Genomic DNA, 23,072 nt, shown 5'->3' with positions numbered 1-23,072 from the left:
GCGCCACCGCCACCGAACGATCCGCCGCCGCCCGAAAAGCCCCCGCCGCCACCCCAGGACGATCCCCCGCTCCATGGCGATCCGCCCGGGGACGACCCGCCGCCCCAGGACGATCCGCTGCCCCAGCCGGGTCCCCAGATCACCACCGGCGCGCCGCCGCGGCGATAGCGCCGTCCGCGCGGGCCGCCGAACAGGATCGGCAGGACGATGAAGATCAGCACCACACCCCAGAAGATCAGCGCGACGGGAATGCCATCGCGCTTGCGCGACGACTGTGCCCGTGCGGTCTGCTGCACCGCGCGTTGCTCGGCGACTTCGAGCGGCAGGCGCATCTGTTCGCCGATCGCCTCCGCACCCGCAAGGATGCCGCCGGGCAGGTCGCCGGCCTTGAAGCGCGGCAGGATCGTCTGATTGATGATGACGCTGGCCAGCGCGTCGGTCATGATCGGCTCCAGGCCGTAGCCGACCTCGATCCGTACCTTGCGCTCATTGGGCGCGATCAACAGGATGATGCCGTTGTTCGCCTCGCCCTGGCCAATCTTCCACGCGCGACCGAGGCGGTAGCCATATTCCTCGATCGGATAGTCCTGAAGGCTGGGCACGGTCGCGACCACGAACTGGCGCGACGAGGCTTGCTCGATTTCGGCCGACAGCGCGCTCAGCCGGGCCTTCTGGTCGGCGTCAAGCAAGTTGGCCGCATCGACCACCCGACCGGTCAGCTTCGGAAAGGTCTGCGCCGCCGCCGGCATCACCGCCACCAGCAACATCAGCCAAAGTCCGGCGGCCAGCCGGCGCAGCGTCATAGACCGGACCCCATTTGCCGCTCAGTTGGCGTTGTTCAAAAGGCGGTCGACCGGCGGCGCGGTTTCCGCTCCCGGCGTTGTCGCCTTGAACGGAGTCAGCGGCTTCGCGCCGTAGAAGATCCGCGCACCGATCGCGTCGGGGAAGGTGCGGATGCGCGTGTTATAGGCTTGTACCGCCTCGTTATAATCGCGCCGCGCGATGGTGATGCGGTTCTCGGTGCCCTCCAGCTGCGACTGCAGCGCCAGGAAATTCTGGTTCGAGGTGAGCTGCGGATAATTCTCCACCACGGTGCGCAGCTGGCCCAGCGCCTGGGTCAGCTGGTTCTGCGCGGCATTGAACCGTTCGAACGTCGCCGGATCGGACAGGTCGTCGGTGGTGATGTTGATCGAGGTGGCGCGCGAGCGTGCCTCGGTCACCTGGGTGAGGACGCGTTCCTCCTGCGCGGCGAACCCCTTTACCGTCGCGACCAGATTGGGGATCAGGTCGGCGCGGCGCTGATACTGGTTCTCCACCTCGCCCCACTTCGCCTTGGCGTTCTCCTCGGCGGTGGGCACGCTGTTCAGGCCGCAGGCGGACAGCAGCACCGCTGCAAACAGGACCGTCATCGCGCGAAATCGCATCAAACCCTCCATCGACCCCTTGTCGATCGCCCTTCTAGCGGACCAGTATTTGCGCGCGAAGGAAAATCGGGGCCATCAACGGCCCGGCAGGGAGGCTAGAGCCATGTTGCAGGAATTTCGGACCTTCATCGCGCGCGGCAACGTGCTCGACCTGGCGGTGGGCGTCATCATCGGCGGCGCATTCGCGACGATCACCAAATCGCTGACCGACGACCTGATCCTGCCGGTCATCGGGGCGGTCTTCGGCGGACTCGACTTTTCGGGCTTTTTTGTCCGGCTCGGCCCGATCCCGGCAAGCTACACCGGGTCGCCGACCAATTATGCCGCGCTGAAGGAAGCGGGTGTCCCGTTGTTCGGCTATGGCGCGTTCGTGAGCGTGGTGATCAACTTCCTGATCCTCGCCTTTCTGGTGTTCCTGCTGATCCGCTTCGTCAACCGCGCGATCGCCGCGGTCCAGAAGGCCGAGGAAGCGGCCCCCGCCGCCGATCCGGCAGACGTCGTGCTGCTGCGCGAAATCCGCGACGAGCTGAAGAAGCGGCCGGGCGCCTGAGGCGTCAGGCCGCGGCGAGATCCTCCGCCAGCGTGTCGGCGAGGCTGGTGCCGTCGAGGATGCGCGCAGTTTCGTCGCGCACGCGCGCCATGGCATGACGGATCGCGCAGGTCGCTTCGTCGCGACAGTCCTTGCACGGGCGATAGGCCGTCCGGCTGACACACGGGACCAGCGCCAGTGGCCCCTCGATCACCCGGATGATTTCGCCGAGCGAGATCAGGTGGACCGGACGCGCCAGGCAATAGCCCCCGGCCTTGCCGCGAAAGCTGTGCAGGAACCCCGCCTCGCGCAGATCGGCCAGGATCAGCTCGAGGAATTTGCGCGGCACGTTCGCGGCCTCCGCAATCCGGTTCATCGGCACGGGGGTGCCGCCCGCCGGCTGGCCCGCAAGGAAGATCATGGCACGAAGTGCATACCGGGAACGCTGGGTAAGCATGCATTCCCTATAATCAGGGCAATGCGGCAACGAAAAGGCGAAAGCGCGCCTCTTTCCTATTTTCCCGAAGCGCCTATATCCGACGGTGCCGGGTTCGCCCGGCTATGGCGATAAACTGCGGCGTGAAATAGACGCAGCGGACCCGGGGGCAGTACCCGGCGGCTCCACCAGGTGAGCCGGTTGGCCAGTACGCGTGAAGCGTGCCGGCCGAGCGGCTCAGCTGACGGGGCCGAACCAGGATCGACGTGTGTTGAAAGGCGCTGTTTTCGCTCGGAATGGGACCACCGCAACGGCCCATCACACAAGTGCTAACGATAACGAAGCACTCGCGATTGCGGCCTAACCCAAGACCTAACGGTCTAGGTTAGTCAGACAAAAGCGCGGTCGGGCCACACCGGGCAACAGAAGTGGATTCCAGCGGCCGCCGGGGGGCCGGGCAACAGAACCCCCGGCACCTTGCCGCGACGCGCCGTCCGGCCACGCACATCTTCTGATCGATGTCGCCCGGCCCGCCGGGTCAGGCGGGCAGCACCAGGCGCGCGATCGTGCCTGATCCACGCAATAGGGCGAACTGGCCGCTCAACTGGCCGGCGAGCATGCGCGCGATGCGCAGGCCCAGGCTGTCGCTGTCCTCAAGATCGAAAGTTTCGGGCAGGCCATGGCCGTCATCGCGGACCTCGACACAGACGCGGCCCTCTGCGTCGCGCGTCAGTTCGACGTCGATGATGCCGGCGTCGCGCCCGGCAAAGCCGTGTTCGATCGCGTTGGACACCGATTCGGCGACGATCAGCGCCAGCGGAATCGCCGCGTCGGGGGCAAGCGGCTGGTCATGTTCGGCATTCACCCGCAAAACGATGTCACGCCGGCCGCTGGCCTCGATCACGTCGCGGCAGAGCTCCTCGAGGAAAGCGCGCATCCCCCGGGCATTCCCGTCCGGATTGTAGAGCTGACGGCTGATCCGTCCGATGACGGCGAGCCGGCGCGTCGCCTCGTCCAGCGCGGCGCGCGCCTGCGCATCGACGATGTGCCGCTTCTGAAGCATCAGCAGCCCGGCGGCGACCTGAAGGTTGTTGGACACGCGGTGCTGCAGTTCGCGGAACAGGAGTTCGCTGGTCTGGGCGAGCGAGCGGCTCACCTCGCGTTCGCGGGCCAGATTGGCGTTGGCGCGTTGCAGAAGATGGATGATCGTCAGCTCGGTCCCGACGACCAGCACGTAGAGGAGAAAGGCAAGCGCGGCACCGCGGTTGACGGTCCAGCCATTGTCGGGCGCAAGGAAGAACCACCAGGATGCCGCTCCGCACAGCAGCGCCGAAAGCCCGCCGAACCGCGCCCCGAACAAGGCCGCGGTGACGATCACTGCCGGAAAGAAGGTCAGGAACGGAAAGCCGCCCGGCAGCAGGGGGTCGAGCATGATGCGCAGCAGCAGCGCGGCCGCCGCCATCGCGAGCGTCGCCGCCAGCGCCAGCCAGGGCCGGTCGCGCGCGATGGGCAAGCGTTCAATCCAATGACGGCGCGGACCGTCGGTGCGGGAAGGCGTCATTGCCGTACGGCCCTTTTCGTTCCGAAGCCGGAGTATCCAGGCCGTTTCGATGGACGTAAGCTACGGCGATCATTGCGTAAATGCAATATCATTCAAAACCGATCTACCTCGCGGCCGAAATGAAAAGGGCCCGCCGAAGCGGGCCCGATCCAGCGCCGGTCGGCATCGCCGTGCGGCGATTCCGATCAGCTTTCGGTGATGAACGACGGCAGGCCGATCTCGTCGCCGCCCTCATCCTTGGCCGCTTCGTCACGGCGCGGCCGGTCACCGCGATCGCGGCGCGGGCCGCGATCACGCCCGCCGCCGCCGTCGCGACGGCGATCGCCGCGATCGGGACGGTCCCCGCGCGGTTCACGCGGCTCGCGCGGTTCGCGGGCCGGGCGCGTGTCTTCCAGCTCGGCACCGGTTTCCTGATCGACGACGCGCATCGACAAGCGGACCTTGCCGCGCTGATCGATCTCCAGCACCTTGACCTTGACCTCCTGTCCTTCGGACAGGACGTCGGCGACCTTCTCGACGCGTTCGTTGCGGATTTCGGACACATGGACCAGGCCGTCACGGCCGCCCATGAAGTTCACGAAGGCGCCGAAATCGACGAGGTTCACGACCTTGCCCGAATAGACCTTGCCGACCTCGGGCTCCTCGACGATGCCGAGGATCCAGTTCTTCGCGGCCTCGATCTGGCTGACGTCGGACGAGCTGATCTTGATGACGCCCTCGTCGTCGATGTCGACCTTCGCACCGGTCGTCGCGACGATCTCGCGAATGACCTTGCCGCCCGTGCCGATGACGTCGCGGATCTTCGACTTGTCGATCGTGATCGTCTCGATGCGCGGGGCGTGCGCGGAGAGTTCCGAGCGGACCTCGCCGAGCGCCTTGCTCATCTCGTTCAGGATGTGCGCGCGGCCATCCTTGGCCTGCGCCAGCGCCTTTTCGAAGATCTCGCGGGTGATCCCGGCGATCTTGATGTCCATCTGCATCGTGGTGATGCCTTCGGACGTGCCGGCCACCTTGAAATCCATGTCGCCCAGATGGTCCTCGTCACCCAGGATGTCGGACAGGATCGCGAAATCCTTGCCCTCCAGGATCAGGCCCATCGCGATGCCGCTGACCGGGCGCTTGATCGGCACGCCGGCGTCCATCATGGCGAGCGACCCGCCGCAGACCGACGCCATCGACGACGAGCCGTTGGACTCGGTGATGTCGCTGGTCAGGCGGATGGTGTAGGGGAACTCCTCCTTGGTCGGCAGCACCGGGTGCAGCGCGCGCCAGGCGAGCTTGCCATGCCCGACTTCACGACGCCCCGGCGCACCGAAGCGGCCGACTTCACCGACCGAATAGGGCGGGAAGTTGTAGTGCAGCATGAAATGTTCGTAGCGCAGGCCGCCCAGGCCATCGATCATCTGCTCCGCATCCTTGGTGCCCAAGGTGCAGGTCGCGATCGTCTGGGTCTCGCCGCGGGTGAACAGGGCGGAGCCATGCGCACGCGGCAGGAAATGGGTTTCCGCGACGATCGGGCGGATCTGGGTCGTGGTGCGACCGTCGATGCGCTTGCCGGTCCTGAGGATGTCGCCCCGGACGATTTCGGCTTCCAGCTTCTTGGTCAGCTTGATGCCGGCCATCACCGCCTGCGGATCAAGGCCGTCCTCGACGAACTGCGCCTTCGCTTTTGCACGCGCTTCGTTGAGCGCGTTCGAGCGCGCCGACTTGTCGGTCAGCTTGTAGGCGGCGGCGATGTCCTTGCCGATCAGCTTCTTCAGCTTGTCCTTGATCGCGGCATTGTCGTCCGACGACGCCATTTCCCACGGATCCTTGGCGGCCTGTTCGGCCAGCTTGACGATCGCCTTGATGACTTCGCGGCAGGCGTCGTGCGCGAACAGCACGGCGCCGAGCATGACCTCTTCCGACAGCTCCTTGGCTTCGGATTCGACCATCATCACCGCGTCATAGGTCGCGGCGACGACCAGATCGAGCTCGCCTTCCGCGACCTGCTCGTCGGTCGGGTTCAGGATGTACTCGCCATTCAGGTAACCGACGCGCGCCGCGCCGATCGGGCCCATGAAGGGCACGCCCGAAATGGTGAGCGCGGCCGATGCGGCGACCATCGCCAGCACGTCGGGCTCGTTCTCGCCGTCATAGCTCAGCACCTGAGCGATGGCGTTGATCTCGTTGTAGAAGCCTTCGGGGAACAGCGGGCGGATCGGCCGGTCGATCAGGCGGGAGACCAGCGTCTCCTTTTCCGTCGCGCCGCGCTCACGCTTGAAGAAGCCGCCCGGAATGCGCCCGGCGGCCGAGTATTTTTCCTGATAATGGACGGTGAGCGGGAAGAAATCCTGCCCGTCCTTCACACTCTTGGCGGCCGTGACGGCGCAGAGCACGACGGTTTCGCCGAGGGTCGCCATGATGGCGCCGTCGGCCTGACGGGCAACCTTGCCCGTTTCGAGGGTGAGGGTCTTGCCTCCCCACTCGATCGATACGGTTTTCTTGTCGAACATTTCGTTTCCTTCACTCCCGCTGCCCAATGCAACGGGGGCCTCTAGAGTGGGTCCGCCCATCGGACCCGTTTGGGGAGCCGTTCGTGGCTCGGTGAAGGGGCAACCGGATTGCGCCCCTTCGAACTTCCCGATTGGTTACCGGGAATAACAGAAGGGCGCCCGGAGGCGCCCTTCGAAATTACTTGCGAAGCCCGAGCTTCGCGATGAGGGCCGTATAGCGGCTCTCGTCCTTCTTGCGAAGATAGTCGAGCAACGCGCGACGCTTGTTGACCAGCATCAGCAGACCGCGGCGCGAGTGATTGTCCTTGGCGTGCGTCTTGAAATGCTCGGTCAGGTTCTGGATCCGTTCGGTCAGGATCGCGACCTGCACTTCGGGGCTGCCGGTGTCGCCGCTTTCGCGGCCATGTTCGGTGATCAGCGCTTCCTTGCGCTCTTGCGTAATCGACATCGTCGTCCTTTCACGTCAGAGGTTGAAGCCGCGCACGACCCGGACGATCCCGTCCGAAACCTCCACGAGCGCGACCGGAACCGTGTCCAGCTCGGCAAAGCAGAGGCCATCGTCAGCGGCGATCCCGATCAAGACCCGCCCCTGGCGGAGCAGCCCTGCCTGATCGGGGGTGAGGGGTAGAGCCGGGATGTCGTCCAGCCCCGCCCTCAACGGCAGGATCACGTCTTCAAGGGCGCGGGCATTAGCAGCATCGGCCAATTTGTCCAGCGAAATCGCGCCTTCCAGCCCGAACGGCCCCGCCCGCGTCCGCCGCAGCATCGTGACATGGCCCACCGTGCCGAGTGCCCGTGCAATGTCGCGGGCCAGGCTGCGGATATAGGTGCCTTTCGATACATGGGCGGTGAGGGTGATTTCTTCCAGATCCTCCCCGGCACGGGGAGGGGGACCAGCCGCAGGCGGATCATTTGGTCTCTGCCCCTCCACCACGCCCTGCGGGCGCGGTCCCCCTACCCGAGCCAGCTCAGGGAGGATTCGTAGCGCGTGCACCGTGATGCGGCGCGTCGCGAGCGTGACCGTCTCGCCGGCGCGGGCGAGGTCGTAGGCGCGTTCGCCGTCGACCTTCAGCGCGGAGTAGGCGGGCGGCACCTGGTCGATCGGGCCGGTGAAGTCGGGCAACACCGCCAAAATCTCTGCCGATGTCGGGCGGCCTGGGCTCTCCGACACGACCTTGCCCTCCAGGTCGAGGGTGTCGGTTTCCGCCCCGAAGCGGATCGTGAAGTCATATGCCTTGTCGCTGTCGAGCATCCGCCCGGCGAGCTTGGTGGCTTCGCCGATCGCGATCGGCAGCACGCCGGTCGCCAGCGGGTCGAGCGTCCCGCCATGCCCAACCTTCGCCTTGCCCAGACCCGCGGTGCGCAGCGCGCGCTTGACCGCGCTGACGCCCTGTGTCGAGCCAAGGCCGAGCGGTTTGTCGAGGATGATCCAGCCGTGCATCGCGCCCCCCTAGGCCGTGTCGCGCCGCCGCGAAAGCCGTTGTGCCGCGCCGATGCCCGGTTCATCGGCGATACAGGCACAGGCAGCCATTTTCCGGAAACACAGGACGGGCAGGGGAGCGGGCAATGCGTGCCGTGATGATGCTGGCGATCGGGCTGCTGGCGGCGACGCCCGCTAGTGCGCAAATCTGGGACGGCGGCGGCGCCGACGGGGATCGAGAACCCGTCCCGTTGGTCCCGAGCGTGCGGCCGCTGCTGGCCGAGGCGCGCAGCGACATTCGTGACGGCCGCCGCGCCGGCCAGCTCGACCGGCGCGAGGCGCGCGGCCTGCGTCGCGAGGCGCGGGCGGTGGCCGGGCTGGAGGACCGATATCTCGCCAACGGATTGTCCGAGGCCGAGCGGGCGGAGCTGTCGGTCCGGGCGCAGGCGCTGCTCGGGCTTGTCAACGCCCGCCGTGCCCGGTCGCGCGGTCAGTAGAGCCCGTAGCGGAGGACGAGCAGCGCAGACAGTGTCACGATCATGATCGCAACCAGCGGCAGCCCGGTGCGGGTATAGTCGGAGAAGGTGTAGTCGCCCGCCGACATGATGAGCATGTTGGTCTGATAGGCGACCGGGGTCGCATAGCACAGGTTGCAGCCGAACAGCACCGCCAGCACCAGCGGCTCGACCGGAATGCCGAGCTGCTCGCCCAGGCTGAACGCGATCGGGGTTCCGACCGCAGCCGCGGTCGTGTTCGACGCGAAGTTGGTCAGCAGCGTCACGAACAGCATCACCGCCGCGAGCACGCCGGCCGCGGGCAGGAACTGGAGCCCGAGGGCGATCAGCTGGCTCAGCCACGCGGCCGCCCCGCTTTCCAGGATGATCCGGCCGATCGCGATGCTGGCGGCGACCAGCACGATCACCTTCGCCGACAGCGCGCGGCCGATGCGGTCGAAGCGCACGCAGCCGGTGACCAGCATCGCGATCGCGCCGCCCAGCGCCGAAATTGCGATCGGGATCAGGCCGATGCTGGCGGGAACGACCGCTGTCGCCATGATGGCGAGCGCCAGCGGCGCCTTTGCCGTGCGCGGCAGCTCCTTGGCGCCGTCGAGCATCAACGCGTTTTCGCCGGCCGACATCAGCTGGATGTTGGGCAGCGCGCCCGCGACGAGCAGGATGTCGCCCTCTGCAAAGGCGCTGTCGCCGGCATCGCTGGTGTCCCAGCGGCCCTGCCACGGCCGGCGTGCACGGTGCACGCCGAGGATCGCAAGATTATAGAGCTCGGCGACGTTGGCCGACACCACGCTCTTGCCGACCAGCGCCGAATCGCGGCTGATCGACAGTTCGGCGACGGTCAGGTCCTCACCGCTGCTGGCATAACCGCGTTTCAGCCGCTCCATCAGCCAGGCCGGTGCGGCGGTCGCGCCCAGCACGCGCATCGCCTCCTCGAGCATTACGTGCGATCCGCGCACCCGCATCCGCCCGTCGGCATCGGGCAGGCTCAGAATCTCCAGCCCGGCGGGAAGCCGCTCGGCCAGCGCCTCGCGCGTGCGTTCGCGCGAGGCCGCCGGATCGCCCAGCCGGAGGGTCGCGGTGAACGCACGCGGCTCGTGCCCGGCGGCGGTCGAGTGATCGGGCAGCAGGCGCGGCATCACCAGCCAGACAAACGGCAGCGCGACGACCGCAGCCATCATCACGATCGGGGTGAAGTGAAACACGGTCATGCGCGGCAGGCCGAGATCGCCCGCGATCGACACCACGAGCAGATTGGTCGACGTGCCGATCGTCGTCGACATGCCGCCGATCAGGACGGCGCTGTTGACCGGGATCAGCGTTTTCGACGCCGGCATGCCGCCATTGGCCGCGATCGACGCCATGATCGGCAACAGCAGGACGAGCACCGGGGTGTCGTTCACCATCATGCTCATGCCGAATGCGAGCGCCAGCGTGACCAGCAGGCCGATCCGGTGATTGAACTGCCACACCCGCGTCAGCAGGCGCGACACCGGTTCCAGCGCACCCGTCGTGACCAGGCCGCGCCCGAGCACCATCAGCGCACAGATGGTGACGAGCGCGTAATGCCCGAAGCCCTCGAAAGCGAGTTTCAGTCCGTCGGTCGGAACCTGTCCCGGGAGCGGCAACAGATAGAGCCCCAGCGCGATCGCGCTGATCGTGAGCAGCGAGATGATCTCCACCCGCACCCGGCCCGAGATGAAGCCGTAGAACATCGCCGCAGTCAGCAGGATCGCGCCGATGGCGTGCGGCGGGGGTGCCGGGATCATCCGGCGCAAAGGGCAACAAAGAGGGGCATCGCGATCCTGTCTAGCCGAGCGCCACTCAACGCGCCAATCCGCCGGGCGGGTGCGTCCGTCACGTCCGGGCCGAAGATCGGGTGCCGGGCCGGAACAATCCCCGCCCCGCCGCGCTTTCCCAGCAAGGTCATTTGGAGCAGGTGATGGCGGCACGAGCCTATTGGCGGGGACAGATCCGGTTGGCGCTGGTTTCGATTCCGGTCGAAATCTATGCGGCGACCCGTTCGGGCGCGTCGGTCAGCTTTCGCCAGATCCACGAGCCGTCGGGCAAGCCGGTCAAATACGAGAAGGTGGTGCCGGGCGTCGGCCCGATCGACCGGGACGAGATCATCAAGGGCTACGAGGTGTCGCGTGGCAGCTATGTGCTGCTCGACGATGCCGAGATCGAGGCGGTGAAGCTCGACTCCAAACGCACCCTCGAGCTCGTCCAGTTCGTCGATGCCGATGCGATCGACGTCCTTTATTACGAGAAACCCTATTATGTCGTCCCCGCCGACGACCTGGCGGAGGAAGCCTATGTCGTGCTGCGCGACGCGTTGCGCGCGACGCGCAAGGTCGGGGTGGGGCAGCTGGCGGTGCGTGGGCAGGAATATCTGGTCAGCCTGAAACCGTGCGGTCGCGGCATGATCCTCGAGACGCTGCGCTACGCCGACGAGGTCAATCGCGCGACGGGCTTTTTCGCGGACATCGGCAACGCGAAGCCCGACCCCGACCTGCTCGACCTAGCGACCTCGCTGATCGAGAAGAAGAGCGGGACGTTCGACGCCGCCGACTATCACAACCGTTATGTCGACGCGCTTCACCGGCTGATCGACAAGAAGGCCAAGGCCAAGGGCAAGAGGGTGCTGGAGGATGTCGATGAGCCCGCCGCGCCCGCGGGCAAGTCGAACGTCATCGACCTGATGGCCGCGCTCAAGGCGTCGGTGGACGGGGGCAAGCCGGCCGCGCGCGCCTCCGGGGCCAAGCCATCCGCGAAGAAGTCCGCCGCCAAGAAGCCCGCCGCCAAAGCCGCGGCGCGCAAGCGCGCCTGAACATGCCGGGGAGGACCGATCCGCTGGCCGAATATCGTCGGCGGCGTGATTTCAAGGCGACCGCCGAGCCTGCCGGCAAGGTTGGCAAGCCGGGCGGCAACCGTTTCATCGTCCAGAAGCATGATGCGACCCGGCTGCACTGGGACCTGCGGCTGGAGAAGGACGGCGTCCTCAAAAGCTGGGCGGTGACGGCAGGGCCCTCGCTCGATCCCGCCGACAAGCGGCTTGCGGTGCGGACCGAGGATCATCCGCTCAGCTATGCCGAGTTCGAGGGGGTCATCCCCAGACGCGAATATGGCGGCGGGACGGTGATGCTGTGGGACCGGGGGAACTGGACCCCCGTCGAGGGCAAGACGGCGGACGATCTCGACAAGGGTCATCTGCACTTCCGCCTCGACGGCGAGCGGATGAAGGGCGAGTGGCTGCTGGTCCGGATGCGCGGCAAGCCCGGCGAGAAGCGCGAGAACTGGCTGCTCCGCAAGATCGGCGATGACCATGCGGGCGCGCGCGGCGACCTGATCGACCGGTGCCTGACCAGTGTCCTGACCGGGCGCTCGATGGCGGAAATTGCCGCCGATACGGGTGGCGAGCACGCGCTTGCCGGCAAGTCGGGCGATGCCTTCGCTGCCGAGATGACCAAGGCCGCGCGGCACAATGCGCGTGCGGCGAGGGCGAGCCCGCGCGCGCGCCGCCCGGCGCGTCCGCCCGCGTTCCGCAAGCCCCAGCTCGCGACGCTGGTCGACGCGGTCCCGACCGGCAATGACTGGCTGCACGAGATCAAGTTCGACGGCTATCGTGCGCTGGTGGCTGCCGCCGGGTCGGCCGTACGCATCTATACCCGGAACGGCCTGGACTGGACCGACAAGTTCGCGCCGCTCGTCGCCGTGATTGCCGCGCTCGACCTGCCGCCGTGCCTGATCGACGGCGAGATCACCGCGCCGGGGCCTGACGGCAACCCAAGCTTTTCGGCGTTGCAGGCGATGCTCAAGCGGGGGCACGGCGGACAAGGTGCGCGCCAGCACCTCGACCTGCATGCCTTCGACCTGCTGGCGCTGGACGGTGCGGATCTGACTCCACTGCCCACCATCGCGCGCAAGGAGCGGCTCGCCGCGCTGCTCGGCGACGCCGCACCGCCCGTCCATGTCGCCGACCATGTCATCGGCGCGGGCGAGCGGCTGTTCGACGCGATGTGCGCGGCCGGGCAGGAAGGGATCATCGCCAAGCGGATCGACGCGCCGTACCGGTCGGCCCGCACGATGAACTGGGTGAAGGTCAAATGCACCCGCCGCCAGGAATTCGTGATCGTCGGCTGGTCGCCCTCACGCGCCAAGGGGCGGCCGTTCGCGTCGCTGCTGCTCGCCCAGCGGGAGGGCGATGCGCTGGTCTACAAGGGCAAGGTGGGGACCGGGTTCGATGCCGATGCGCAGGCCGATCTCGCCCGCAGGCTCAAACGTCTGGCGCGCAAGACCGCGCCGCTGGACGTGGCGGCCGCCGAGCAGCGCGGCGCGCAATGGGTCACGCCCGAGCTGGTCGCGGAGGTGGCGTTTGCCGAATTCACCGGCGAGGGGCGGGTGCGCCATGCCAGCTTCGTCGGTCTGCGCGGCGACCGCCCGGCCACAGAGGTCGGCCCCGAACGCGCGCGCGCGGCACCGGCACCGGCCGCGGGCGTCCGCATTTCCAGTCGCGACCGGGTGATCTTTCCCGAAAGCGGTCAGACCAAGGGTGACCTCGCCGACTATTACGCCGCGCTCGCCCCGCTGATGCTTGCGCATCTTGCGCGGCGGCCGGTCAGCCTCGTCCGCTGTCCACAGGGTCGCGCCAAGCAGTGCTTTTTCCAGAAGCATGACGGCGGCGGCATGGGCGATGCGGTCCATCATGTCGCGATCCGCGAGAAGGACGGCGGGAACGAGGACTATCTGTATGTCGAGGATGCGGCCGGCATCCTGCAGTGCGTGCAGATGGGGACGATCGAGTTTCACGGCTGGGGATCGCGCGTCGACGATGTCGAGGCGCCAGACCGGCTGGTGCTCGACCTCGATCCCGACGAGGAACTCGATTTTGCCGACGTGAAGCGCGCCGCCGCCGACCTGCGTCACCGGCTGGACGACCTCGGTCTCCAGAGCTTCGCGATGCTATCGGGCGGCAAGGGGGTGCATGTCGTCGTGCCGCTGACCCCGGGGCATGACTGGGTCGCGCACAAAGACTTTGCGCGACGTTTCGCGGAGGCGATGGCGCTGGCCGAACCCGACCGCTTCGTCGCGACGATGCGCAAGGCCAAGCGGCGCGGGCGCATCTTCATCGACTGGCTGCGCAATCAGCGCGGGGCGACCGCGGTGCTGCCCTATTCGGCGCGGGCGCGACCGGGCGCGCCCGTCGCGGTGCCGGTCGACTGGGGCGAGCTGGACGCGATCGCATCGCCCGCGCGATGGTCGATCGCCGATGCCGCGCAACTGGTCGAGCGCGCGGCGGCACCTTCGCTCAGGGGCTGGGGCCACGCCGCCCAGCAGCTGCCCGACCTGTAGCGCCGTCTGTGCGGCCCGCTTGCGCCCCGCCGGCCGATATGGTCACAAGGCGGGGTGAGCGATGGACGCAAGATCAATTCGCCGCCCGCCGGCGTGCACGTGCCGGCTTCGGCGGGGCCGGCCGAGCTCGACGCGCTCGTCGCGCTCGTCGCGCGCTTTTCGGCACCGCTCGCTCGCTATTTCCGTCGCCGGGTGGAGGCGGAGGCCGACATCGCCGACCTCGTCCAGGACGTTTTCCTGCGCCTCGCGCGGATGCCCGACCTGCGCGCGATCGACGCGCCCGACCGTTTCCTGTTCGTGATCGCCGCCAACGTGCTGCGCGACCGGGCGCGGCGCGCGGCGGTGCGCGAGGTGTCGCGCCATGTCGAAATCGACGGAATCGAACTGGAAAGTGCGGATTTTTCGCCGCTGCGCGTCTTGGTGGGACGGGAAGGATTGATGCGCGTCCAGGCGGCGCTGCGCGAATTGCCGCAGCGTACCCGCGACGTCTTCGTCCTCAGGTTGTTCGAGGAATATCGCATGGCGGACGTGGCGTCGGCGTTGGGCATTTCGAAGCGCGCGGCGGAAAAGCACTACGCACGCGCGCTGCGCCACCTTCAGGCGCAGCTCGAGGACTGGCGCCATCACTGATCCTGCGCCCCCCGACATCGAACTGGCGGCAGCGCGCTGGCGGGCGCGGCTGGGCGACGCGGCGCGCCCGGCGCTGGTTGCCCGTTTCAATCGCTGGCGGGCGGAGTCGCCGGCGAATGCCAACGCCTATGACCGTGCGGTGCGCGCCGAGCAGTGGGCGCGCGACTATGCCGCGACGCCCGAGCTGCGCGCGCTGCGCGACGAGACGCTGGCGCGGGTCGGACGCGCGCGCGAGGTGTCGCCGGGCGCCCGGCACCGCTGGCGGCCAATCGTGCCGATCGCCGCTTCGCTGGTCATTGCAATCGGCCTGGCCAGCTGGGCGGCGGGCAGGTTCGAAGCCCCGGGCGGGATGCAGCCGGATCGCGAAGGTCGCAGCGTCGCTGCAGCCGCCGGCAGCGCCTATTCGACAGGCGTCGGCCAGCGCGCCAACCTGACGCTCGGCGACGGGACGCGGGTGATGCTGAACACGCGGAGCGCGTTGCGCGTCGCTTATACTTCCGGGGTGCGGCGCGTCGAATTGGTGCGTGGCCAGGCCTGGTTCGACGTCGCCAAGAACCCGGCGCGCCCCTTCGTCGTCGCTGCCGCCGGACGCGAGATTACCGCGCTGGGCACCGCGTTCGACGTGCGGATCGATCGCGGCAGGCTGGAAGTCATGCTGATCGAGGGCAGGGTGCGCGTCGATCAGCCGGGTAATGCGCACAATCGCAACGTCGCGCCAAGCGTTGCAATTGCGCCGAGCCAGCTGTTGGTCGCCACCCCCGACCGCGTCGACGTCAGCCGCATCGCCGATCCGGCACCGATCGAAAGCTGGCGCAGCGGGCTGCTGGTCTTCCGCGACCAGCCGCTCGGCGAGGCGGTGGCCGAGTTCAACCGCTATGCCGCGCGCCCGTTGCGCATCGTCGACGACGCGACGGCAACGGTGCGGATCAGCGGCGCGTTCAGGGCCGAGGACACGCGCGCGTTCATTGGGGCGCTGGAAGCTGGTTTCGGCGTGGAGGCGCGGTCGCGCGACGACGCGATCTGGCTGACGCGCCGCTGAACGGCTAAATTTTCCCCCGTCCGGTTCGGCTTTCGCGCCCGATTGCGTCTTGTCCTAGTGAGCCCTGCACAGACGGGCCGCTATCAGAGAGGACCCAGATGCGTCAGTCACATCGCTTAAGCCGCCTTGCCCTGCGCCTTCTTGCCGGTGCCATGCTCGTCCCCGTCGTGCCGGTCGCAGCCGCCCATGCCGCCCCGCCGCCGCTTCAGCTGTCGATCCGCGCCGACAGCCTGGGCGATGCGCTGACCGAGTTCGCGCGCCAGAGCAACCAGCAGATCCTGTTCGCGCCCGAGATCGTTGCGGGCAAGCGGGCGCGTGCGCTGCGCGGGAACTATACCGCCGAACAGGCGCTCGACCGGTTGCTCAAGGGCACCGGGCTGCGTCATCGCGTGGCACCCGGCGGCGCATTTCTGATCGTGCGCGACGACGCGACGGCGGCACTGGCGACGCCGCAGGATGTCGCCGCCGCCGGCAGCGACCCGGCGCAGGCCGAAGATGACGCGCCGGCCGAGGATATCGTCGTCATCGGCACCGCCGGGGCGGGCACGCGGCGCCAGGATGCGGCGTTCGCGGTAACGACGCTGAGCAACGATGCGATCGACCAGATTTCGCCCGCGTCCACCGCCGACCTGTTCCGCGCGATTCCCGGCGTGTCGGCCGAAAGCTCGGGCGGTCAGAACGGTGCCAACATCTTCGTGCGCGGCTATCCCTCGGGCGGCGACGCCCAGTTCGTGACGCTGCAGACCCAGGGGGTGCCGTTCTTTCCGCCGTCCACGCTGTCGTTTCTGGAAAACAGCCAGCTGATCCGCATCGACGAGACGTTGCAGCGCGTCGAAGCCGTGCGCGGCGGCACCGGTGCGCTGTTTTCCGCCGGGCAGCCGGGCCTGACGGTCAACTTCGTCCAGAAACAGGCGGGCTCCGAGCTCGAGGGTCTGGTCAAGCTGGGCGTGACCGATTTCGGTGAAGGACGGATCGACGCGGTGGTTTCGGGTCCGATCGGGCCGAATACCGGGTTCATGATCGGCGGCTATTACGCCCAGTCCGACGGCATTCGCGATGCCGAGTTCACGGCGGAAAAGGGCGGGCAGATCACCGCCAACCTGTCGCACGAGTTCGACCGCGGTTCGCTGCTCGTATTCGGCCGCTACCTGGACGATCGCGGCCAGTGGCTGCTGCCGATCCCGGTGATCCAGGACGGCAACAATATCCGCAGCTTTCCGGGCTTTGATGCGGGCACCGGCACCTTTGCCAGCCCGCAGACCCGCCGCGCGATCCTGCCCGACGGCACGCCGGCCGACCTGGCCGACGGACGCGGCGCGCGGATCGGCAATGTCGGGATCAATTTCGATTACGAGCTCGCCAACGGCCTGACCGTGCGCGATCGCGCGAGCTATCTGACCGGCAGTGCCGACACGACCGGTTTCGTGCCCGGCGGGGCGACGCCCCAGACCGCCGCCGCCTATGCCGCCGGGCTGGGCGGAACGGTGGCCAGCCTGAACTTCGCCGATGGCAATCGCGCAGGCGTGGGTGCCGACCAGCTGGTCATCCCGATCGGGTTCTGGACGGTGCGCAAGGACATCGACGCGTTCGTCAACGACCTGGCGCTCGAGTTCAAGTCGGGCGGCAACACGCTGACCGGCGGGTTCTACTACACGCGTTACGAATCGAACGATCTGTGGAATCTGGGCAACGCCCAGCTGCTTACGGCCGAGCCGAATGCGCGGCGGCTGGACCTCGTCATCAACAATGGCGGCGTGCTGCAGCAGGCGACGCGCAACGGCTTTGCCGGCGGCTCGTTCTTCAATGTCAACGCCAGCTATGAGGGCGAGGACATCGCCTTCTACCTGGTCGACGAGTTGCAGGTGACCGATCAGCTGCGCATCGATGCCGGCATCCGGTATCAGAATCACACGGTCGATGGGCGGGTGGAGAATAATTCGACCATCGCCGATGTCGACGGCAACCCGAACACGCTGTTCGACCGCAACATCGCCGTGCTCAACGGCACGTTCAACACGATCGACTATGAAGGCGACGAATGGTCGTGGACGGTGGGTGCCAATTACGAGTTCAGCCGCCAGTTCGGCGCGTTCGCCCGCTACAGCCGCGGGCACACCTTTCCGCAGTTCGACAATCTGCGCGACGGGCTGGACATCACCCAGCGCGTCGACAGCTATGAAATCGGGCTCAAGGCGTCGACCGACCTGCTCAACCTCTATGTCACGCTGTTCCGCAACGAGTTCGAGGGGCTGGCGTCGACCCAGATCATCGTCGGCCAGCCGCCGCTGACCCAGATCGGCGGCGCGGAAACCAACGGCGTCGAGCTGGAAGGTGCGCTGCGCCCGTTCGAGGGGCTGCAGATCACCGGGTCGCTGACCTATCTCGACGCGAGCTATGTCGACTTCTTCAGCGCGAACGGGACAATCGACAACACCGGCAATCGTGTGCAGCGCCAGCCCGAGTGGCAATGGCGGGTGACGCCGTCCTACAAGACGCCGATCGGCGACCGGATGGAGGGGACCGTCTTCACGACGATCGGCTACACCGGCGACCGGTTTTCCGACGTCGAGAACCTTCAGGTGCTGCCCAACTTCGTCAAATGGGATGCAGGCGTGACGCTCAAGGTCGATGATCGCTGGACCTTCCAGCTCTATGGCGACAATCTGACCGACGAGATCGGGCTGACCGAAGGCAATCCGCGCGTGATCGGATCGCAGGGGTCGGGTGCCATCCTGGCGCGGCCGATCCTGGGCCGGTCGTTCCGCTTCACGGCCGCCTATCAGTTCTGACCGGAGGGCGAAGGGGCGCGACATGGCTCTGACGAACACATGGCGCGCCCTGGCGGCGGCGGGGCTGCTGCTGCTGACCGCCGCGGCCGACCCGCCCCGGAGCCCGGCGGAGCTGTACGGCCCGCTATTCGAGGCGGTGCAGCGCGAGCGGGTGTTCGACGACGGCAAGACCTTCGTCGACGCCACCGCGCGCGCGACGCCGCAGGCGATCCTGGAGGCGTATGCCCGCGAGCGGCCCCGCACGCGCGCCGAGTTGAAGGCATTCGTCGCGCGGCATTTCATCCTGCCCGATGCACCCGCGGAGACCCGCGCGGACGACCTCGTCGCACATATCAGGGGGCTGTGGCCGCAGCTGACCCGACCACCGCTCGACCCGCCGGCGGGGTCTTCGGCACTGGCGCTCCCCGCGCCCTATGTGGTGCCGGGCGGACGATTCCGCGAAATCTATTACTGGGACAGCTATTTCACGATGCTGGGGCTGAGGGTCGATGGCCGCGGCGACCTGATCGAGGGGATGCTGGCCGACTTCGTCAGCCTGGTCGATCGCTATGGGCATATCCCCAACGGCACGCGGACCTATTATCTCAGCCGATCGCAGCCGCCTTTCTTCGCGCTGATGGTCGGGCTGTCCGACAGCGACTCACCCGCGCTCGCCAGGGCGCGGCTGGCGGCGCTGCGGGCCGAGCATGCCTATTGGATGCGTGGTGCCGCCTGCGCGCAACGGCAGGGCGCGTGCGAGCGGGTGGTGCGGATGCCCGACGGCACGCTGCTCAACCGCTATTGGGACGACAAGTCGACCCCTCGTGACGAAAGCTGGGCCGAGGATGTGGCGACCGCGCGCGAGAGCAACCGCGATGCGGCGATCATGTACCGTCACCTGCGCGCGGGCGCGGAAAGCGGATGGGACTATTCGTCGCGCTGGCTGAGCGATCCCACGCGGCTGGCGACGATTCGTACCACCGACATCGTGCCGGTCGACTTGAACAGCCTGATGTGGACGCTGGAGGATGCGATCGCGACGCGGTGTCGCGCCGGCGGGGATCGCGCATGCGCACGCGACTTTGCAACGCGCGCTGAGCGGCGGCGGGCGGCGATCTCGCGCTATTTGTGGAATGGCGCGGAAGGACGCTTTGGCGACTGGGATCGCGAGACGCGGCAGGTGACGCCCGTCCTGTCCGCCGCCACGCTCTATCCGCTGTTTGCGGGCATCGCCAGCAAGGCGCAGGCGGCGGCGGTGGCGGCGACGGTGCGCGCCAAGCTGCTGGCCCCTGGCGGACTGCGCACCACGCTCACCCGTACCGGCCAGCAATGGGATGCGCCCAATGGCTGGGCCCCGCTGCAATGGATCGCGGTCGACGGTCTGGCGCGTTACGGCGAGGACGAACTGGCGCGCGAGATCGCGACGCGGTGGATCGGCAATGTCGAACGCGCCTGGCGCGAGACCGGCAAGATGCTGGAGAAATACGATGTCGAGGAGCGCCGCCCCGGCGGCGGCGGCGAATATCCCCTCCAGGACGGGTTCGGCTGGACCAACGGAGTCACCCGCGCGCTGATTGCGCGTTATGGGGAGGGAGGCGGTGTGGCGGGGGAATAGTTGATCGGATGCGCGCGGGCATCAACGATGGCGGGTTCGAAATCGAGCGATTGCACGCCAACCCCGCCGGCAGCCTGTTGACGCGTTTCGGCAATCGCGGTCGAATGCCCTGATGGCTGCTGGCGACGAGCGCACAAGGCGCATCACACTGATTTCCGGCTCTGCGCGGACGGATGGGCATACCGGGGCGCTCGTCGCGTACCTGAGCGGCAAGTTGGGCGCGCGGGCACAGCATGTCGACCTGTCCACGCTGACGGTCGCACCCTTTGATTATGCGCGTCACGACGACCGCGATGATTTCCGCAGCGTCGTCACGATGATGCTCGAAAGCCAGGACATCGTCTTCGCCACCCCCGTTTACTGGTACGCGATGAGCGCGCCCCTGAAGGCATTTTTCGACCGCCTTACCGATCTGCTTCTTGATCCGGTCGACCGCACGTCGGGTCGCGCCCTCGCCGGGCGCAGCGTCTGGCTTCTCGCCACCGGGGCTGATCGAAGCATGCCTCCGGGTTTCGAGGTGCCGTTCAAACGGACCGCCCGCTATTTCCGAATGGTGTGGCGGCAGTCCTTCTATGTTGAGTGGATCAACGGGGCGCCGCTTCCGCCTGCGGGCCGGGCCGAGATGGACAAGCTCGCCAATCTAATCATCGCACAATGATTCGGCAGGCGGGATCCGTTGCCGGCTTGTCGTCACGGAAGCTTCGCGGAACCGCGTGGGTAACTCAGTCCACGTCCACCTCACCGCGCAGCGGGTCCTCGACCTGTTCGTCATGGCCGGTGCCGGAGCTCAGGAAGACCAGCCCCATCAGCGCGACGGCGATCAGCATGGTGAGGAATACGCCCAGAAAGGTGGCGATACCCATGTGGATCGGCATCGCGCCCGTCCAGCGCCACAGCACCCAGACGGCGAGCACGCCGCACGCGGCCGAGAACAGTCCCATCCAGCCGAGCAGCCGGCGATAGCGGCCCCAGGCCTGGGCGGCGTAGTCCGGGTCGTCGAGGCCTTGGCGAGGTGGTGTCATCCCTTTCCAATGGGGGCGAATCATGGAATGCTCAACCTCCGGCGCACGAAATGATGCGGTAGCGAGGAGGGACGCGATGACGATAGCGGCAATCCTGAAGGGCAAGGGGACCGAGGTGATCTCGGTCGGTTGCGACGAGCGGGTCGCGGCTGCCGTCGCGCTGATCGCGGGCAAGCGGATCGGCGCGGTGCCGGTGATGAAGGACGGCAAGGTCGTCGGCATCTTTTCCGAGCGCGACGTGATTTATGCGCTCAACCAGGAGGGTGCGGCCGCGCTCGATCGTCCGGTGCGCGACCTGATGACCGCGCCGCCGATCACGGTCACGTCGGGCGACGCGGTGCTGGCCGCGCTGTCGCTGATGTCGAAGCGGCGGATCCGCCACTTGCCGGTGGTGGACGACGGCACGCTGGTGGGTTTCGTGTCGATCGGCGATCTGGTGAAATTCCGGATCGAACGCATCGAGGCCGAGGCGGCGGCCATGCGCGACTATATCCAGTCGGCCTGAACGCGCACCTTCCCTTAAAGATTCGGGCGTAGGACATCCGGCCATGCCGACGCTCGCCGAACACGCCAATTTCTATGCCAAGCAATGGTGGCACCGACGCATCGCGCGCGCGGTGCTCGATACCCCGCCGATCGTGCCGGCTGACGATGGCGTAATTCTGTTCGCCATGGCTGGGACGGCGGTGCTCTACCCCTATCTCGTGTCGGTCAAGTCGCTGCACCAAGGGCTCGGCGGCATCGGGCGCGTCGTCATTCTGGACGACGGCACCTTCACCGCCAGCGATCGCGCGGTGCTGCGCCATCATCTGGGTGACCCCCGGATCATTCCGATCAGCGCGGTCGACGTCGGGCCGTGTCCGGTCGGGGGCACGTGGGAACGGCTGCTCACGCTGCTCGACCTGCGCCGCGACGCCTATGTGATCCAGGCCGATTCGGACACGGTGACGTTGGGCGACCTGCCCGAAGTTCGTGCCGCCGTCGCCGCCGGGCGCAGCTTTACGCTACGCGGCGAGGCGGAGGCGGAACTGGCGGACGCCGTCGCCTTTGCCGCGACGCGCGCGCCGGTCGACCTGAGCGCGCCGAGCCTGCACGTCCAGGAGGCGGCCGAATCGGTGCTGGGCAGGATTGCCGTGCCGGGCATCGCGCGGCTGCGCTACGCGCGCGGCTGCGCCGGCTTTGCGGGCTTTGCGCGGTCGGGCGAGGGGCGTGCGCCCGCCGAAGCCTTCTCGGTCGCGGTCGAGCGCGAGATCGGGCGCGCGCGCTGGGAACGCTGGGGCAGCGAGCAGGTGACGTCCAATTTCGTCGTCGCCAACCAGTCCGATCCGCTGCTGCTCCCCTATCACCGCTATTTCAATTTCTGGGACGAGGGCGTGCCGACGGATGCGCGCTTTGCCCATTTCATCGGTACGTGCCGGTTCAACGGCATGGCCTATATCGACGCGACGCGCGCGGCGATTGCGCGGCTGCGCGATCAGCCCGTGCGGCGGACCAGCGCCATCAGCTCGACCACGGTTGAACGCGCGAACACCGCCAGCCAGCCGGCATAGCTCGCCGCGCCGAGCGCGATGAGCAGGGGCAGGCGGAACGCGGCCGGCGCAGCGAGGGCCGAATCCGCCAGCGTGACGATCAGCGCCATCGCGCACGCCGCGATCACCGCGGGGGCGGCCGCACGAACGACTTGCATCCCCGTCACCCCCAGCACCGGCAACGTTCGCCGCGCACAGATCAACAGCAGCAACGGATAGGCGACCAGCCACGACGCGGCGATGCCCGTCACCCCCCATTGCGCGCCGACCAGGAAAGCGAGCGGGACGATCACCGCGCCGATCGCGCTGTTGCCCGCGGCGATGCCGGGGCGCCCGATCGCGTCGCTCGCCGGTTGCAGCAGCATCTGGACCGTCATCGCCGGCATGGCCAGCGCGATCAGCTGGACGAGCGGCGCCGCGCCCAGCCATTTGGGACCGAGCACGAGCGCGACGACGGGCTCGGCGGTCACTGCCAGCCCGAAATAGAAGGGCATGGCGACGATCATGATCAGACGGACCGACCGCACCAGCGCGCGCCCCGGCGCCAGCGGATCCGACTTGATCCGGGCATAGGCCGAAAAGCTGATCTCGTTCAGCGCGGGCAGGAACTTGTTGTTGAACAGCTGGGCCAGGAACAGGCCGGTGGTGTAGAACCCGACCGCTTCGGGCGCGAAGAGCCGCCCGGCGATCAGCACGTCGGCCTGGAACTGGAGGAAGCCGAGCAACTGGCTGGCGGCGAC

At 67.6% G+C, this 23,072-nt stretch carries 21 protein-coding genes, 1 other RNA gene and 1 pseudogene (1 of these 23 only partly in view); 13 read left to right on the top strand and 10 right to left on the bottom strand.

Annotated elements, in window-relative coordinates; all coding sequences use genetic code 11:
- Together AX676_RS14345 and AX676_RS14340 are read right to left on the bottom strand one after the other, a co-directional pair.
- Window positions 1-803 (bottom strand): TPM domain-containing protein (locus tag AX676_RS14345; RefSeq protein ID WP_066544429.1); only part of this gene is annotated, 803 nt, incomplete at its 3' end.
- A 21-nt stretch (window positions 804-824) separates the two neighbouring features.
- The gene (locus tag AX676_RS14340) at window positions 825-1,424 is read right to left on the bottom strand and encodes a LemA family protein (protein ID WP_066479087.1); all 600 of its coding nucleotides are present in this window, start codon (window positions 1,422-1,424) and stop codon (window positions 825-827) included.
- A gap of 103 nt (window positions 1,425-1,527) precedes the next feature.
- Between AX676_RS14340 and mscL the strand changes: the two genes are divergently transcribed.
- Window positions 1,528-1,974, top strand: coding sequence for a large conductance mechanosensitive channel protein MscL (gene mscL / locus AX676_RS14335; protein ID WP_066479033.1), 447 nt, complete (start codon window positions 1,528-1,530; stop codon window positions 1,972-1,974).
- 4 nt (window positions 1,975-1,978) lie between these two features.
- On the opposite strand, the gene AX676_RS14330 is transcribed toward mscL, so the two are convergent.
- Complete coding sequence (locus AX676_RS14330; protein ID WP_066479029.1) at window positions 1,979-2,410, bottom strand: RrF2 family transcriptional regulator; 432 nt, start codon at window positions 2,408-2,410, stop codon at window positions 1,979-1,981.
- 48 nt (window positions 2,411-2,458) lie between these two features.
- On the opposite strand from AX676_RS14330, the gene ssrA reads away from it, so the two are divergent.
- Window positions 2,459-2,826, top strand: a transfer-messenger RNA (tmRNA) gene (gene ssrA / locus AX676_RS14325).
- A 101-nt stretch (window positions 2,827-2,927) separates the two neighbouring features.
- Here ssrA and AX676_RS14320 read toward each other — a convergent pair.
- The 4 genes from AX676_RS14320 to truB form a co-directional block, all read right to left on the bottom strand.
- Window positions 2,928-3,902: a sensor histidine kinase gene (locus AX676_RS14320; RefSeq protein ID WP_331709256.1), complete on the bottom strand. Its 975-nt coding sequence runs from the start codon at window positions 3,900-3,902 to the stop codon at window positions 2,928-2,930.
- Window positions 3,903-4,135: 233 nt separating this feature from the next.
- A complete protein-coding gene (pnp, locus tag AX676_RS14315; RefSeq protein WP_066479015.1) occupies window positions 4,136-6,445 on the bottom strand; it encodes a polyribonucleotide nucleotidyltransferase in 2,310 nt (769 codons plus the stop codon).
- A gap of 178 nt (window positions 6,446-6,623) precedes the next feature.
- Entirely contained in the window at window positions 6,624-6,893 is a 270-nt protein-coding gene (rpsO, locus tag AX676_RS14310; protein WP_066479010.1) for a 30S ribosomal protein S15, read from the bottom strand.
- 15 nt (window positions 6,894-6,908) lie between these two features.
- A complete protein-coding gene (truB, locus tag AX676_RS14305) occupies window positions 6,909-7,886 on the bottom strand; it encodes a tRNA pseudouridine(55) synthase TruB (protein ID WP_066479008.1) in 978 nt (325 codons plus the stop codon).
- A gap of 125 nt (window positions 7,887-8,011) precedes the next feature.
- Here truB and AX676_RS14300 point away from each other — a divergent pair, with 125 nt between their 5' ends.
- Window positions 8,012-8,362, top strand: a complete 351-nt coding sequence (locus AX676_RS14300) for a hypothetical protein (RefSeq protein WP_066479006.1) — start codon at window positions 8,012-8,014, stop codon at window positions 8,360-8,362.
- Here AX676_RS14300 and AX676_RS14295 read toward each other — a convergent pair.
- Entirely contained in the window at window positions 8,356-10,146 is a 1,791-nt protein-coding gene (locus AX676_RS14295; protein ID WP_066479004.1) for an SLC13 family permease, read from the bottom strand. The genes AX676_RS14300 and AX676_RS14295 overlap by 7 nt on opposite strands.
- Before the next feature lie 173 nt (window positions 10,147-10,319).
- Here AX676_RS14295 and ku point away from each other — a divergent pair, with 173 nt between their 5' ends.
- From ku to AX676_RS14260, 8 genes and pseudogenes are all read left to right on the top strand, one after another.
- Entirely contained in the window at window positions 10,320-11,207 is an 888-nt protein-coding gene (gene ku, locus AX676_RS14290; RefSeq protein ID WP_066479085.1) for a non-homologous end joining protein Ku, read from the top strand.
- A 2-nt stretch (window positions 11,208-11,209) separates the two neighbouring features.
- Entirely contained in the window at window positions 11,210-13,729 is a 2,520-nt protein-coding gene (gene ligD / locus AX676_RS14285) for a DNA ligase D (protein ID WP_066479001.1), read from the top strand.
- A 54-nt stretch (window positions 13,730-13,783) separates the two neighbouring features.
- Window positions 13,784-14,359 carry an RNA polymerase sigma factor gene (locus AX676_RS14280; protein WP_231726108.1) on the top strand — a complete coding sequence of 192 codons (576 nt, stop codon included), beginning with the start codon at window positions 13,784-13,786 and terminating at the stop codon, window positions 14,357-14,359.
- A pseudogene (locus AX676_RS18585) lies at window positions 14,244-14,492 on the top strand (DUF4880 domain-containing protein); the annotation flags it as partial. The gene AX676_RS14280 and the pseudogene AX676_RS18585, both read left to right, overlap by 116 nt.
- Window positions 14,493-14,498: 6 nt before the next feature.
- Window positions 14,499-15,398, top strand: coding sequence for a FecR family protein (locus AX676_RS14275; protein WP_066478999.1), 900 nt, complete (start codon window positions 14,499-14,501; stop codon window positions 15,396-15,398).
- Between the two features lie 98 nt (window positions 15,399-15,496).
- Entirely contained in the window at window positions 15,497-18,187 is a 2,691-nt protein-coding gene (locus tag AX676_RS14270; RefSeq protein WP_156442235.1) for a TonB-dependent siderophore receptor, read from the top strand.
- A 22-nt stretch (window positions 18,188-18,209) separates the two neighbouring features.
- Complete coding sequence (gene treF / locus AX676_RS14265; RefSeq protein WP_066478997.1) at window positions 18,210-19,781, top strand: alpha,alpha-trehalase TreF; 1,572 nt, start codon at window positions 18,210-18,212, stop codon at window positions 19,779-19,781.
- A gap of 112 nt (window positions 19,782-19,893) precedes the next feature.
- Entirely contained in the window at window positions 19,894-20,439 is a 546-nt protein-coding gene (locus AX676_RS14260) for a flavodoxin family protein (RefSeq protein ID WP_066478996.1), read from the top strand.
- A 64-nt stretch (window positions 20,440-20,503) separates the two neighbouring features.
- Here AX676_RS14260 and AX676_RS14255 read toward each other — a convergent pair whose 3' ends face one another.
- On the bottom strand, window positions 20,504-20,803 hold the full coding sequence (locus AX676_RS14255; protein ID WP_066478994.1) for a hypothetical protein: 300 nt from the start codon (window positions 20,801-20,803) through the stop codon (window positions 20,504-20,506).
- 76 nt (window positions 20,804-20,879) lie between these two features.
- Between AX676_RS14255 and AX676_RS14250 the strand changes: the two genes are divergently transcribed.
- Together AX676_RS14250 and AX676_RS14245 are read left to right on the top strand one after the other, a co-directional pair.
- The gene (locus AX676_RS14250; RefSeq protein ID WP_066478993.1) at window positions 20,880-21,308 is read left to right on the top strand and encodes a CBS domain-containing protein; all 429 of its coding nucleotides are present in this window, start codon (window positions 20,880-20,882) and stop codon (window positions 21,306-21,308) included.
- 43 nt (window positions 21,309-21,351) lie between these two features.
- A complete protein-coding gene (locus AX676_RS14245) occupies window positions 21,352-22,353 on the top strand; it encodes a hypothetical protein (protein ID WP_066478992.1) in 1,002 nt (333 codons plus the stop codon).
- On the opposite strand, the gene AX676_RS14240 is transcribed toward AX676_RS14245, so the two are convergent.
- On the bottom strand, window positions 22,278-23,072 hold the 3' portion of the coding sequence (locus tag AX676_RS14240) for a lipopolysaccharide biosynthesis protein (RefSeq protein ID WP_066673825.1). It continues 693 nt past the right edge of the window; only the last 795 of its 1,488 coding nucleotides appear in the window; the start codon falls outside the window, past its right edge; its stop codon occupies window positions 22,278-22,280. The genes AX676_RS14245 and AX676_RS14240 overlap by 76 nt on opposite strands.

Origin of the sequence: Sphingomonas sp. CCH21-G11 (genome assembly GCF_001555965.1) — a bacterium.
In the GTDB taxonomy this organism is placed as follows: Bacteria; Pseudomonadota; Alphaproteobacteria; order Sphingomonadales; family Sphingomonadaceae; genus Sphingomonas.
This window is presented reverse-complemented; position numbering and strand designations above follow the sequence as displayed.

What these genes read in the sequence shown, in the direction of transcription:
- AX676_RS14340 (WP_066479087.1), bottom strand. Translation starts at nt 1,424, where the DNA reads ATGCGATTTCGCGCGATGACGGTCCTGTTTGCAGCGGTGCTGCTGTCC.
- mscL (WP_066479033.1), top strand. Translation starts at nt 1,528, where the DNA reads ATGTTGCAGGAATTTCGGACCTTCATCGCGCGCGGCAACGTGCTCGAC.
- AX676_RS14330 (WP_066479029.1), bottom strand. Translation starts at nt 2,410, where the DNA reads ATGCTTACCCAGCGTTCCCGGTATGCACTTCGTGCCATGATCTTCCTT.
- pnp (WP_066479015.1), bottom strand. Translation starts at nt 6,445, where the DNA reads ATGTTCGACAAGAAAACCGTATCGATCGAGTGGGGAGGCAAGACCCTC.
- rpsO (WP_066479010.1), bottom strand. Translation starts at nt 6,893, where the DNA reads ATGTCGATTACGCAAGAGCGCAAGGAAGCGCTGATCACCGAACATGGC.
- truB (WP_066479008.1), bottom strand. Translation starts at nt 7,886, where the DNA reads ATGCACGGCTGGATCATCCTCGACAAACCGCTCGGCCTTGGCTCGACA.
- AX676_RS14300 (WP_066479006.1), top strand. Translation starts at nt 8,012, where the DNA reads ATGCGTGCCGTGATGATGCTGGCGATCGGGCTGCTGGCGGCGACGCCC.
- AX676_RS14295 (WP_066479004.1), bottom strand. Translation starts at nt 10,146, where the DNA reads ATGATCCCGGCACCCCCGCCGCACGCCATCGGCGCGATCCTGCTGACT.
- ku (WP_066479085.1), top strand. Translation starts at nt 10,320, where the DNA reads ATGGCGGCACGAGCCTATTGGCGGGGACAGATCCGGTTGGCGCTGGTT.
- ligD (WP_066479001.1), top strand. Translation starts at nt 11,210, where the DNA reads ATGCCGGGGAGGACCGATCCGCTGGCCGAATATCGTCGGCGGCGTGAT.
- AX676_RS14270 (WP_156442235.1), top strand. Translation starts at nt 15,497, where the DNA reads ATGCGTCAGTCACATCGCTTAAGCCGCCTTGCCCTGCGCCTTCTTGCC.
- treF (WP_066478997.1), top strand. Translation starts at nt 18,210, where the DNA reads ATGGCTCTGACGAACACATGGCGCGCCCTGGCGGCGGCGGGGCTGCTG.
- AX676_RS14260 (WP_066478996.1), top strand. Translation starts at nt 19,894, where the DNA reads ATGGCTGCTGGCGACGAGCGCACAAGGCGCATCACACTGATTTCCGGC.
- AX676_RS14255 (WP_066478994.1), bottom strand. Translation starts at nt 20,803, where the DNA reads ATGACACCACCTCGCCAAGGCCTCGACGACCCGGACTACGCCGCCCAG.
- AX676_RS14250 (WP_066478993.1), top strand. Translation starts at nt 20,880, where the DNA reads ATGACGATAGCGGCAATCCTGAAGGGCAAGGGGACCGAGGTGATCTCG.
- AX676_RS14245 (WP_066478992.1), top strand. Translation starts at nt 21,352, where the DNA reads ATGCCGACGCTCGCCGAACACGCCAATTTCTATGCCAAGCAATGGTGG.